Source organism: Promicromonospora sp. MEB111, from assembly GCF_030209445.1.
Lineage (GTDB): Bacteria > Actinomycetota > Actinomycetes > Actinomycetales > Cellulomonadaceae > Promicromonospora.
Window position 1 is genome coordinate 295,456 of sequence record NZ_JARVSD010000003.1, and the last position, 11,476, is coordinate 306,931.

Below are 11,476 nucleotides of genomic sequence, written 5' to 3' on the forward strand. Positions count from 1 at the left end.
TCTGGCGCTCGGCGTCAGCGGACAGGTCGGGTCAGCTCGACATGACCCGCGCGTGCAGGGCCTGCACCGCGTAGCGGGCGGACCAGAAGGCGCCGTGCTGCCACGCGGACACCTCCGACATCCAGTCGCCCGCGAAGTACACGTTGCCCGCCCCCTGCTGCAGCAGCCGGAAGCCTGCCGAGGAGGTGTTCGGGTAGGCCCACGCACCCTCGATGTACGGCACCTTGTGCCAGGCGATGGAGAACGAGCTCTCCAGCTCGCTGCGGTACTTCTCGCCGTGGATCTTGACGCCCTGCTCGACGGCGCGCAGCTCGCGCTGCTTCGGGGTCAGGTCGGCGTACGTGCGGGCGTTGGTGCCGGTGTTGTAGTAGCCCACGACCAGCCCCTTGCGCTCGCCGTACCCGTACGACGGGTACCAGACGTGGGCCAGGTCCATGTCGGTCTCGGTGATCCCGCCGAAGATCCGGTGGTCGTCCTCCCAGAACCGTGACCGGTACTGCAGACCGATCTTGCCCGCGGGGGAGCCCACGGCGAACTCGCCGAGCGCCGCGTCGATCTCCGTGCCCCAGTTGGTGTCCCACCGCCGCATGAGGCCCGCCGGCGCGGCGACGACGGCGAAGTCCGCCTCGATCTGACGCGCCCTGCCGTTGCGGGGCGTGTACGTGACCTTGACCCCGCGGCTGGTGTTCTCGACCCCGGTGACGGGCGACTCGAACTGCACGTTGTGGGAGCCGATGGCCCGCACCAGGTACTGGTAGGTCGTGTCCATGCCGCCCTTGGGCTGGAACATCAGCATCGACTGTTCCCAGTTGATCTCGAACGGGAAGTACTGGCCCACCTTCGAGGCCAGCACCTCGGAGACGGTGCCCGGTCCCGGCAGGGGGGTGCCGTGCTCGTTCCAGGCCGACGGATAGACGTCGAAGCCGCGGTTGCTCCCGCCGCTGTAAGTGCCGTCGGACTTGAGCGAGCCCCAGCTCCGCAGGAAGGAGCGCAGGTTGTCCTTGTCCGCGGCGGTCAGCTTCTGGTCGAGGGCGCCCTGGTCGGTGGCGTGGTGGAGCAGCTCGGAGGTGTAGCCGAAGACGTCGGCCTTGGCGGTGCGGTACCGCACGGGGTTGCCCGGCGTCGCGCCGGACCGCTCGTTGTAGAGGTAGGCGTCGGCGTTCGCGTTGGTGAACACCTCGTACGGCACGCCCAGCTCGCGGATGTAGTCCATGGTGACCATCCACTGGGCGATGCGGCCCGCGCCGGCGTTCATGTAGATGCCGTCGGGGAACCGCGCGGTCTGCCGCACACCGTTGATGTCGGTCTCGCTGTCCCCGCCGCGGATCGTCAGGGTGCGCCCGCCGGGGCGGTGCCGTGCCTCGAGCACGGTCACCCGGTAGCCGGCCTTCTGCAGCTCGTAGGCGGTCGCGAGGCCGGCCGGGCCGGCCCCGACCACGACGACCTTCTTGGCGGAGCGGCCGGTCAGCGTGAAGTCGCCGCCCCGCGGGGGGACCCAGGACTCGGCCCTGGGCTGGGCGGCCGCGGTGGGGGCCAGCCCCATCGCGCCCATCGTCGCGAACATGACGCCGGCGCTGGACCCCGCGCCGACGGCCTGCAGGAAGTTGCGGCGGGAGACGCCGGAGGTGCTCTTCTCGGTGACCACGGTCCCTACCCCTCGTGTCGACAGGCCTGACGGGCGGCGTGCCCTGGTGGGGGAGCCAGGAACCGCCGTCAGCGCCGAGCCGGACGCTAGGGAGCGCAGGTCACCGCTGCGAGTCCCCGTCGTTTCTGCGTAGTTGCGCGTGGTAACCATGTTGTTTCCGGGTTTCGCGGCAGGTCAGCGTCTGCGCAGGAACGATTCGAGCAGCGCGCCGAAGCCGTTCCCGATCCGACCCGAAGCGGACATCCCTCTGAAACTCCCCGTGGTTAGCGTCCGCGCCACCCGGTGCCGAACGACCGGGCCACCACGTCCGGGTGCTGCCGTCGCACCCGGTCCGGCCAGATGGAGGAGCACCATGAAGAACCGTGCCGCGCTGATCACCGCCGTCGTCCTCACCGCCGCGATCGCGGTCCCCGGGACCGCCTTCGCCGCGGCCCACGCCTTCCGCCCTGATCCCACGCGAGCCCATTCGTTCGTCACCGGGGACACCCCGCTCATCGCCGACGGCGTGGCCATCGGCAAGAACGTCTCCTGGTACAAGTCCTCCGGTCTCGGCCCGGCTGCCCGTAACACGACGCCCGGGGTGACTGCCGAGCAGAGGTACATCCCCACCGACGTCTTCCCCGGTGGTGAGCTGCCCGCCGGCGTCACGCTCACGGAGGCGCAGGGCATCAACGCCCTGATGCGGATCGGCGAGAACCTGGAGAAGGCCGGGCTGTCCTACGACGACGTCGTCTCGATGCGCGTGTTCCTGCAGAACCCGGCGGGCGCGGAGAAGATGGACTTCGCCGGGTGGAACCGGGCCTACCGCCAGTTCTTCGCCAACACGAACCTGGCCACCGGCGAGGTGCTCGACGTGCAGCTCGGGTCGTCGACGACCGAACCGATGGTCGTCAACGAGGCCCGGCCGTCGCGTTTCGCGCTGGAGGTCGAGAACCTCCCGGTGGACGGCTGGCTCGTCGAGGTCGAGGTCGACGCCGTGTACCCGCGCTGACCGGGGCTGCGCCCCGGTCCCCCCGGGGCGCGGCTGCCGGTTCTGCCGGTCAGTCGATCGTCGAGTGCTGCACCGGCCACGCGCCGGACGCGTCGGGTCCGGTCAGGCCCTGCTCGCGGCGCCACGCGTTGAAGCTCACCGCCCACTGGCGGTGCGCGCCGATCTGCTGCTGGTGCAGGTCGGCCAGGGGCATGCGGGCGAGCTGCGGGAACCGGCGGGCCAGCGCCTCCAGCACGTCGAGCGTGGCGAGCACGTCCACCTCGGCGGTGTGCAGGTCGCCGTCGGAGGTGACGCCGTACCACTCCGAGAGGTCGCCGAGGCGGCGCTTGCCCGCGCGGTACCGGTCCAGCCAGCGGTCGATGACCAGCGGGTCCACGACGGGCTCGACCGGGCGGCCCAGGCGCTGGGGCAGGGTCTTGAGCCCGTGGCGCTGGAGCTCGGCGTCGAGCAGCGAGAGGTCGAAGGCCGCGTTGTAGGCGACCACGGGGACGCCGTCGGCCAGGTGCCGGGCGAGCTCGGCGGCGATCTCCTCCAGCGCCTCCAGGGGTGCGACGCCGTGGGCACGCGCGTGCTCGGTGGAGATGCCGTGGATGGCCGCGGCCTCCTCCGGTATCTCCACGCCCGGGTCCATCAGCCAGGTGCGGACCTCCGTGCCCGCTCCGGGCGTGCGCAGCACGAGGGCTGCCGTGACGATGCGGTCGCCCGTGACGTCGACCCCTGTGGTCTCGGTGTCGAAGCCCAGCAGCGGCCTGTGGATCCAGGTCTCGTTCATGGTGTCCTCCCTGCTCGTCCGGGTTCCCCGGTGCGTCCAGGGAGAACCCTGCCACCGGTCACTGACACTGTGGTTCGTGCCACCCCGCACATCACGAGACACTGCGCGCCGGGTCAGCAGCGATGGGTAGGCTTGGCGGGTGAGCAACGAGATCGAGATCGGACGCGGCAAGCGTGGGCGGCGCGCCTATTCCTTCGACGACATCGCGGTGGTGCCGTCCCGGCGCACACGCGACCCGAAGGACGTCTCGGTCGGCTGGCAGATCGACGCGTACCACTTCGACCTGCCGATCGTCGCGGCCCCGATGGACTCGGTGATGACGCCGGACAGCGCGGTCGCGCTGGGCCGGTTCGGCGGTCTGGGCGTGCTCGACCTCGAGGGCCTGTGGACCCGGTACGAGTCGCCCGAGCCGCTGCTGGCCGAGATCGCCGAGCTGCCGGCCGACGAGGCGACGCACCGAATGCAGGCGATCTACTCGGAGCCGATCAAGCCGGAGCTGATCACCCAGCGCCTCAAGGAGATCCGGTCCGCGGGCGTCACGGTGGCCGGCGCGCTCACCCCGCAGCGCACGCAGGAGTTCTACAAGACGGTGGTCGACGCCGGTGTCGACCTGTTCGTCATCCGCGGCACCACGGTCTCGGCCGAGCACGTGTCGGGCAACGCCGAGCCGCTCAACCTCAAGCGGTTCATCTACGAGCTGGACGTGCCCGTCGTCGTCGGCGGGGCCTCGACGTACACCGCGGCGCTCCACCTCATGCGCACGGGCGCCGCGGGCGTGCTCGTCGGCTTCGGCGGCGGCGCCGCCCACACCACTCGCGTGAGCCTCGGCATCCACGCGCCCATGGCCACCTCGGTGGCCGACGTCGCCGCGGCCCGCCGCGACTACCTCGACGAGTCGGGCGGCCGGTACGTGCACGTGATCGCCGACGGCGGCGTGGGGCACTCCGGCGACATCGTCAAGGCCGTGGCCTGCGGCGCGGACGCCGTCATGCTCGGCGCCGCGCTCGCACGGGCCGCCGAGGCGCCCGGGAAGGGCTTCCACTGGGGCCCCGAGGCGCACCACCCGCAGCTCCCGCGCGGCGAGCGCGTCGAGGTGGGCACGGTCGGCACGCTGGAGGAGATCCTCTTCGGGCCGGGCAAGCAGGCCGACGGCACCCTCAACCTCGTGGGTGCCCTGCGCCGGGCCATGGCCACGACCGGCTACTCCGACCTCAAGGAGTTCCAGCGGGTCGAGGTCGTCGTCTCCCCGTACCAGCCCCGGTGAGCGCCGTGCGGAGCGGCGAGCCGCTCTCCCCGGTCCTCGCCGCGGCGCCCGTGGCGGACGGCGAGTTCGTCGAGATCACCGACGCCGACGTCGACCAGGTGGTCGAGCTGTGGCGGGAGTGCGGGCTGACCCGGCCCTGGAACGACCCGCACCTGGACATCGCCGACGCCCGCGCGGGTGACGGTTCGACGGTCCTCGTCGCGCGGGTGGACGGCCGGGTGGCGGCGTCCGCGATGGCCGGGTACGACGGGCACCGCGGCTGGCTCTACTACGTGGCCGTCGCGCCCGGGCTGCAGGGCAGCGGGCTGGGCCGGGCGGCCGTAGTGGCCGCCGAGGCGTGGCTGGTGGCACGCGGGGCGCGCAAGATCCAGCTCATGGTGCGGACCACCAACACGGACGTGCTCGGGTTCTACGAGCGGCTCGGTTACGCCGACCAGGAGACCTCCGTGCTGGGCCGCTGGGTCGAGCCCAACTAGCCGCGACCGCGCGGTACGTGGCGAGATCGCAGCCGCTGCGACGAAACGCTATGAAAGTCAGTTTCACACATCTATCAATACGTGGTGCAGGGTTTTGCGCGTAGGGTGGCCGCCATGATCGACGACACAGCAGCCGACGCAGCCGCGAGTGGTGCCGTCGGCGGGGTGCTCGACCCTGAGCACCCGCAGGGAACCTTCGTCCTCGAGCCCGGAGTGATGGCGCCGCTCGTGGCGCGGATCGCGACGTCCGAGGCTTCCGGTACGCACCGCTCGATGTGCCCGTTCACGGGTGCTCCGCTCGTGACCTTTCCGATCTCCTCCGCCGACGACGTGGCCTCTTCCGTCGTCCGCGCGCGGGTGGCGCAGCGTGGCTGGGCGCGCCTCTCGGTGCGCGACCGTGCCGGGGTGCTCCTGCGGCTCGGCCGCATCGTCCTGGAGAGACAGTCCGAGGCGCTCGACCTGATCCAGCTCGAGACCGGCAAGTCGCGGCGCGCCGCCTTCGAGGAGATCGCGGACATCGCGCAGGTCGCCCGGCACTACGCCGTGCGCGGCGAGCGCTACCTCGCGTCCCGTCGGACCGGGGGCATGGTCCCGCTGCTCACGGGCGTGCAGGTGCACCGCCGGCCGGTCGGCGTCGTCGGCGCCATCGCACCCTGGAACTACCCGCTCGTGCTCGCGCTCTCGGAGGCGCTGCCCGCGCTCCTGGCCGGCAACGCCGTGGTGCTCAAGCCGGACCCGCAGACCACGCTCACCGCCCTGTGGGCGGCCGAGGCCCTGGACGACGCCGGGCTGCCGGCGGGCCTGTTCCAGGTGGTCGCCGGCGGCCCCGAGGTGGGCGAGGCGCTGGTCGAGCACGTGGATCACGTCGCGTTCACCGGGTCGACCGCGACGGGCCGCAAGGTCGCGGCGCGGGCCGGCGAGCGGCTCATCGGGGCCACGCTGGAGCTCGGCGGCAAGAACGCGCTCTACGTGGCGGAGGACGTCGACGTCGACGCGGTGGTGCCCGGCATCGTTCGGGCCTGCTTCTCGAACGCGGGCCAGCTGTGCGTGTCCGTCGAACGTCTGGTGGTGCACGAGGCGATCGCCGACGAGTTCGTCGCGAAGTTCGTGCGCGCGGTGCGGAACCTGCGGCTCAGCCCGGCCCTCGACTACTCGGCCGACATCGGCTCGCTGACCTCGGCCGCGCAGCTCGACAAGGTGACGGCGCACGTGGACGACGCGCTGGCCCGGGGCGCCCGGGTGCTCGCCGGCGGGGTGCACCGCGCCGACGTCGGCCCGTACTTCTACGCGCCGACCGTGCTCGACGACGTACCGGCGCAGGCCGTGGTGGCGCGCGAGGAGACGTTCGGGCCCGTCGTCACGATCACGCGGGTCGACTGCGACGAGGACGCCGTCACCGTCATCAACGACACCGAGTACGGGCTGCACGCCGCCGTCTGGTCCCGGGACGTCGCCCGGGCGCGCCGGGTGGCCGCGCGGATCGAGACCGGCTCGGTCGCGATCAACGACGGCTACACGATGACCTGGGGCTCGGTCTCCGCGCCGCTCGGCGGCTGGAAGGCCTCCGGGCTCGGCGGGCGGCACGGGGCGGCGTCGATCACCGGGCTGACGCGCCAGCAGACCGTGGTGACGTCGCGTGGCGCCCGCATCGGCGCCACGCTCGACAACCTCTACGGCCTGGGCGGGGACACCCCGAGCCGGGTGCTCACCACGGCGCTGGGGGTCATGCGCAAGTTGCGCATGTCCTGAGGGCTTGGCGTTCCGCACGGCCGGGGCGAAGGCCGTACGGTCGTCGAAGGAGTGAACGGTCGTCACCGGGGCGAGTACGCTCACCCGCATGACGACGCAGCTCCACGCCTTCTGGAAGTCCGCCAACTCGCTGCCGGTGATCGGCGGGCTGCTCGGGAAGCGGATCTTCAGCGTGGCCTACAGCTTCAGGGCCCCCTACTTCGGGACCATCGCCCCGCGCGTGGTCGACATGCGGCCGAACTACGGCGAGGTGGTCGTGCCGAACCGGTGGCGCAACCGCAACCACATCGGCACGGTGCACGCGATCGCCGTCTGCAACGGGCTGGAGATGGCCATGGGCTCCCTCGCGGAGGCCACCGTGCCCGACGACAAGCGGTGGCTGCCCAAGGGCATGGAGGTGTCCTACCTCGCCAAGTCGACCGGCGACGTCACGTGCGTGGCCGAGACCGACCAGGCGCAGTGGGACGGCGACGACAAGGACCTGCCCGTGCGCGTGCGCGGCGTGCTCGCGGACGGGACCGTGGTGGTCGAGGGCACGATCCACCTGTGGGTCACCCCGAAGAAGAAGTGACCCGTTCGCCAGGAACCGTCAGCGGAGGCGGCGTCGGCCCAGCGAGCGGACCGCCGCCTTCCAGCTCGCCGGCAGCTCGCGCACGTGCCACCAGGCCCACTGCACCGGCTGGACGCTCGCGGCGCTGACGCCGACACCCACGGCGTCCAGCCCGGCCTCCACGCAGGAGTAGAGCGTGCGGCGCAGGTGGTAGTCCTGCGTGACGACGACGGCGGTGCGTACCCCGTACAGGTCGTGCGCCCGGCGGCAGGTGGCCGTGGTGTTGAAGCCCTCGCGGTCCAGCACGATCGCGTCGTCGGGCACGCCGAGGTCGTTGTCCAGGAGCCAGGCGCGCATCGAGGCGGGCTCGTCGTACCGGGTGCCGTCCGCGTTGTCGTGGGCGTCGCCGCTCAGGATCACCGTGGGCGCGACGCCCGCGCGGTACAGCTCGGCACCACCCTCGACCCGGCGGCGCAGGTAGGTCGACGGCGTGCCGTCGCTGCGGAGCCCGGCCCCGAGCACGATGACGGCGTCGGCCTTCTCGATCTCGCTGGCGTCGCTGCGCACGCGGGCGTGTCCGGTGGCCTGAACTGCGACGACGGGGACGGTGAAGGCGACGGCGAGCACGCCCGCGACGATCGCGGAGACCTTGAGGGGAGTCACGTCGGGGAACGCTACCGTCTCCGGGCCGGTACCCGGCTCACGCCGCGAGGGTCGCCAGCTCGGCCGTCAGGTTGGAGCGTGCCGCGTCCTGCCAGCGCGTGGTGCCCGGGGCGGTGCGGAAGAGCGGGCCGCCCGCCAGCAGGGTGCGGAGCACCTCGGACCGGCCGGCGCGGAACAGGGGGTCGGGCACGTCGCAGTACTCGGCGCGGACCTGGTGGGTGTACCGCGTGTAGACGGTCGGGCTGCCGCCCAGCACGGCGAGGTCGGCGTCGCTGACCAGGCCGCCGATGACGTCGTCGTCGGCCGGGGCGTGGTCGGCGGTCACCATGACCAGGCGGGCGGTCTCGTCGATGTCCGCGCTGGTGACGCCGGCGCCGGCGAGCGGGCCGAGCAGCTCGGCGACGAGCTCGGCGGACCGCTCCTCGTCCTGCTGCGCCACGCCGTCGTGCACGGCATCGTGGAACCAGAGGGCGAGGCGGGCGCGCCAGAGGCTTCGGTCGGCGACGCGGCTCTCGGCCGCGACGACGTCGAGCGCGTCCAGGGCCGCGGCCAGGTGGAACGTCGTGTGGTAGACCCGGTGCGGCTCGCGCCAGCGGTCGACCAGGTCCGTGCCGGCGTCGCGGGCCAGGCTCGGGTCGGCCCACAGCCCGTCCCACCGGCTCAGGAGCGCCGCCCGCTTGGAGCGGTTCCGCTCGGCGCCGGAGACGCGCAGGCCAGATTCGGCCAGGCGTCGGGCCAGCTCCTTGCCCCCGATCGGCACCGCACCCGCAGCGACCAGGTCGTCGTACCGCTCGGCGGGGACGTCGTAGTGGTCGAGGTCGAGCGCGCGGTCGGGGACGCCGGCCGACCGGGCGAAGAGCCGGAGCTCGTGCAGCGACCCGTCCGAGACCAGGTGGGAGAAGAGTGTCCCGTGCGCGGGCCAGGCCGGCGGGTCGATGAAGAGGGTCACGGGGTGAGGCTAGCGCTCCTGGGAGGGCTGGGCGGTCATCGTCATCCCGCAGGCGCGCGAGCACTGGTTCGTCGAGAAGCTGCCGGTAGGCGGCCTGTCGGTGATGAAGCCGTAGCTCGACGACGCGGTCGACGATGCCGGCGGCGTCCGCCGCGCCCTACTCGCTCGGCCGCTCCACCTGCCGCGACGCCGCGCGGTGCTCCTGCACCGCCTGGGTGACCTGCGCGATGTCATCCTTGGTCGGCTGGCGGAACGCCCCGCCCGCCGCCACGTACTCGTCGCCGTGCTTCTCCAGGTGCGCCGCGAACACCGGGCACACCGGGACGACGACGATGTTCCTGCGGATGCTGTCGGCGAGGGCCTCGCGCACCAGGATGCCCGCGAGGCCGCGCCCGCCGTACGCGTCGTCGACCTCGGTGTGGAAGAAGATCCGGTCGTGGCCGACGCCGCCGTCGTCGCCCACGCCTTCACCCACGGCACCGCCGTCGAGCGGGTCCACGAAGTCGGCCCGCCCCACCGCGGTCCCGCCGTCGACATGGACGGCGTACGCGCCGATCGGGCGACCCGTGTTCAGCGTGACGCTGACGGACTCGCCGGTCCTGTCCTTCATGAGGCCTCCAGAACGGTCGTGGGCGCGGGCGTCCCGGTCAGCGTACGCAGTTCGTCGAGGCCTACGTTCGCGCCGAACGCCGGGGTACCCGGCTCGAGCCGGGCGCCCGCTCCGAGGTCACCGATCACGAGCGGGTCGAACCCGAGCGCGTCGATCACCTCGGCAACGACGGAGAGGTCGTCGGGGGAGTCGCCGGCTAGGGCGATGGCCTTGCGCCCGACGGCGTCCGCGGGGCGGGTGCCGTCCTCGAGGTCGTGATAGCCCATGTGGTTGAAGGCCTTCACGACCCGCGCGCCGGGCAGGAGTCGCGCCACGAACTCGCTCGACGAGAGGTCACGCGGGACGATCCCCTCGCGCGGGCCGTCGACCTCCCACCAGTGGTTCATCGCGTCGACGACGAGCCGGCCCGCGAGGTCCGCGACCGGGAGCCCGTCGTGCTTGCCGAGGGGGAGCGCGAGGACGACGACGTCGGCGGACGCGGCCTCGGCGGGCCACACCGCCGTCGCCCCGGGGGTGAGTACCTCGGTGGTCAGCGCGATCCGCTCGGGATCGCCCGACCCCGAGATCAGCACGCGGTAACCGGCGGCGACGGCCAGCCGCGCGAGGACGGTGCCGACCTTGCCGGCGCCGAGGATTCCGATGGTCGTCCCGGCGTTCAAAGCGCCGCCCCGGCGGTGCTGGGCTGCTCTGCCAGCAGCTCGCGCACCCGCGGGATCACCTGGGTGCCGTACAGCTCGACCGAGCGCAGCCGCGCGTCGGCCGACACCGCGCCGGCCGAGGAGTAGATCATGTCGAACCGGCCGACGTCGAGGACGCGGATCGCCCGCGCCATCTTGCGCGCGACCGTCTCGACCGACCCGACGTACAGGGAGCCCTGCTCCACGTCGGCGTCGAACTCGTCCTTGCGCAGGGGAGGCCAGCCACGCAGGGCGCCGATGCGGTCGCGGATCTCGCGGTAACCCGGGTAGAACAGCTCCTTCGCCTCCTCGTCCGTGGCGGCGACGAAGCCCGGCGAGTGCATGCCGACCGGCTGCGGCGTCGTGCCGAGCTTCTCGTGCGCCCGCCGGTAGAGCTCCACGTACTGCGCGAACCGGTCGGGCGGGCCGCCGATGATGGCGAGCATGAGACCGAAACCGTAGTAGGCGGTGCGGAGCACCGACTGCGGCGTCCCGCCCACGCCGACCCAGGTCTTGAGCCGCCCGGACTCGGTCTTCGGGAAGACGTCGGCCTCCTGCAGCGACGCGCGCATCGTGCCCTCCCAGGTGACCGGCTTCTCGTCGAGGAGGTGGCTGAAGAGGTCGATCTTCTCCTCGAACAGCGTGTCGTAGTCCTTCAGGTCGTAGCCGAACAGCGGGAACGACTCGGTGAAGGAACCGCGGCCCAGGATCACCTCGGCGCGCCCGTTCGAGAGCGCGTCGACGGTCGCGAACCGCTGGAAGACCCGGACCGGGTCGTCCGACGACAGCACCGTCACGCCCGACGCGAGCTTGATGCGCTCGGTCGCCGTCGCGATGCCGGCGAGGACCGTCTCCGGGCTGGAGATCGCGTACTCGGGGCGGTGGTGCTCGCCCAGTGCGATGACGTCGATGCCCACCTGGTCCGCCAGGACCGCCTCGGCGACGACGGCGCGGATCGCCTCCGCGTGCGAGACGACATCACCGTGCTCGTCGCGCGGCAGGTCGCCGAAGCTGTCGATACCGAACTCGATCTGCGAGACATCCACCATGACCAGCCCCTTCTGGGTGCTCATTTGATTGACACGTGAATCATCTCGCCATATAGTTCACATGTCAATCACTCACCGAGG

At 72.1% G+C, this 11,476-nt stretch carries 12 protein-coding genes; 5 read left to right on the forward strand and 7 right to left on the reverse strand.

Going from position 1 to position 11,476, the window contains the following annotated elements; translation table 11 throughout:
- Nucleotides 1-31: 31 nt before the first annotated feature.
- Nucleotides 32-1,645 carry a flavin monoamine oxidase family protein gene (locus QRN56_RS03210; RefSeq protein ID WP_285101079.1) on the reverse strand — a complete coding sequence of 538 codons (1,614 nt, stop codon included), beginning with the start codon at nt 1,643-1,645 and terminating at the stop codon, nt 32-34.
- 352 nt (nt 1,646-1,997) lie between these two features.
- Between QRN56_RS03210 and QRN56_RS03215 the strand changes: the two genes are divergently transcribed.
- Nucleotides 1,998-2,636, forward strand: a complete 639-nt coding sequence (locus QRN56_RS03215) for a Rid family hydrolase (protein WP_285101081.1) — start codon at nt 1,998-2,000, stop codon at nt 2,634-2,636.
- A 49-nt stretch (nt 2,637-2,685) separates the two neighbouring features.
- On the opposite strand, the gene QRN56_RS03220 is transcribed toward QRN56_RS03215, so the two are convergent.
- Nucleotides 2,686-3,408, reverse strand: a complete 723-nt coding sequence (locus QRN56_RS03220) for an exonuclease domain-containing protein (RefSeq protein WP_285101082.1) — start codon at nt 3,406-3,408, stop codon at nt 2,686-2,688.
- A 139-nt stretch (nt 3,409-3,547) separates the two neighbouring features.
- Between QRN56_RS03220 and QRN56_RS03225 the strand changes: the two genes are divergently transcribed.
- The 4 genes from QRN56_RS03225 (at nt 3,548) to QRN56_RS03240 (ending at nt 7,468) form a co-directional block, all read left to right on the forward strand.
- Nucleotides 3,548-4,672: a GuaB3 family IMP dehydrogenase-related protein gene (locus QRN56_RS03225; RefSeq protein WP_285101083.1), complete on the forward strand. Its 1,125-nt coding sequence runs from the start codon at nt 3,548-3,550 to the stop codon at nt 4,670-4,672.
- Nucleotides 4,669-5,148 (forward strand): GNAT family acetyltransferase, encoded by a 480-nt coding sequence (locus QRN56_RS03230; RefSeq protein WP_285101085.1) that lies wholly within the window; start codon nt 4,669-4,671, stop codon nt 5,146-5,148. Before QRN56_RS03225 ends, QRN56_RS03230 begins: the two co-directional genes overlap by 4 nt.
- Nucleotides 5,149-5,262: 114 nt before the next feature.
- Entirely contained in the window at nt 5,263-6,897 is a 1,635-nt protein-coding gene (locus tag QRN56_RS03235; RefSeq protein WP_285101086.1) for a succinic semialdehyde dehydrogenase, read from the forward strand.
- An 88-nt stretch (nt 6,898-6,985) separates the two neighbouring features.
- The gene (locus tag QRN56_RS03240) at nt 6,986-7,468 is read left to right on the forward strand and encodes a hotdog fold domain-containing protein (protein ID WP_285101088.1); all 483 of its coding nucleotides are present in this window, start codon (nt 6,986-6,988) and stop codon (nt 7,466-7,468) included.
- Between the two features lie 18 nt (nt 7,469-7,486).
- Here QRN56_RS03240 and QRN56_RS03245 read toward each other — a convergent pair whose 3' ends face one another.
- From QRN56_RS03245 to QRN56_RS03265, 5 genes are all read right to left on the reverse strand, one after another.
- Nucleotides 7,487-8,110 carry a SanA/YdcF family protein gene (locus tag QRN56_RS03245; RefSeq protein WP_285101090.1) on the reverse strand — a complete coding sequence of 208 codons (624 nt, stop codon included), beginning with the start codon at nt 8,108-8,110 and terminating at the stop codon, nt 7,487-7,489.
- A gap of 37 nt (nt 8,111-8,147) precedes the next feature.
- Nucleotides 8,148-9,059 (reverse strand): DUF4031 domain-containing protein, encoded by a 912-nt coding sequence (locus QRN56_RS03250; protein ID WP_285101092.1) that lies wholly within the window; start codon nt 9,057-9,059, stop codon nt 8,148-8,150.
- 157 nt (nt 9,060-9,216) lie between these two features.
- Nucleotides 9,217-9,669: a GNAT family N-acetyltransferase gene (locus QRN56_RS03255; RefSeq protein ID WP_285101094.1), complete on the reverse strand. Its 453-nt coding sequence runs from the start codon at nt 9,667-9,669 to the stop codon at nt 9,217-9,219.
- A complete protein-coding gene (locus QRN56_RS03260; protein WP_285101096.1) occupies nt 9,666-10,328 on the reverse strand; it encodes an NADPH-dependent F420 reductase in 663 nt (220 codons plus the stop codon). Before QRN56_RS03260 ends, QRN56_RS03255 begins: the two co-directional genes overlap by 4 nt.
- Nucleotides 10,325-11,419 (reverse strand): LLM class flavin-dependent oxidoreductase, encoded by a 1,095-nt coding sequence (locus tag QRN56_RS03265; RefSeq protein ID WP_285101098.1) that lies wholly within the window; start codon nt 11,417-11,419, stop codon nt 10,325-10,327. Before QRN56_RS03265 ends, QRN56_RS03260 begins: the two co-directional genes overlap by 4 nt.
- Nucleotides 11,420-11,476: the final 57 nt, after the last annotated feature.

Bases quoted from the DNA above. Each gene is read 5' to 3' on its own strand.
- QRN56_RS03240 (WP_285101088.1), top strand. From the start codon at position 6,986: ATGACGACGCAGCTCCACGCCTTCTGGAAGTCCGCCAACTCGCTGCCG.
- QRN56_RS03220 (WP_285101082.1), bottom strand. From the start codon at position 3,408: ATGAACGAGACCTGGATCCACAGGCCGCTGCTGGGCTTCGACACCGAG.
- QRN56_RS03215 (WP_285101081.1), top strand. From the start codon at position 1,998: ATGAAGAACCGTGCCGCGCTGATCACCGCCGTCGTCCTCACCGCCGCG.
- QRN56_RS03265 (WP_285101098.1), bottom strand. From the start codon at position 11,419: ATGAGCACCCAGAAGGGGCTGGTCATGGTGGATGTCTCGCAGATCGAG.
- QRN56_RS03255 (WP_285101094.1), bottom strand. From the start codon at position 9,669: ATGAAGGACAGGACCGGCGAGTCCGTCAGCGTCACGCTGAACACGGGT.
- QRN56_RS03235 (WP_285101086.1), top strand. From the start codon at position 5,263: ATGATCGACGACACAGCAGCCGACGCAGCCGCGAGTGGTGCCGTCGGC.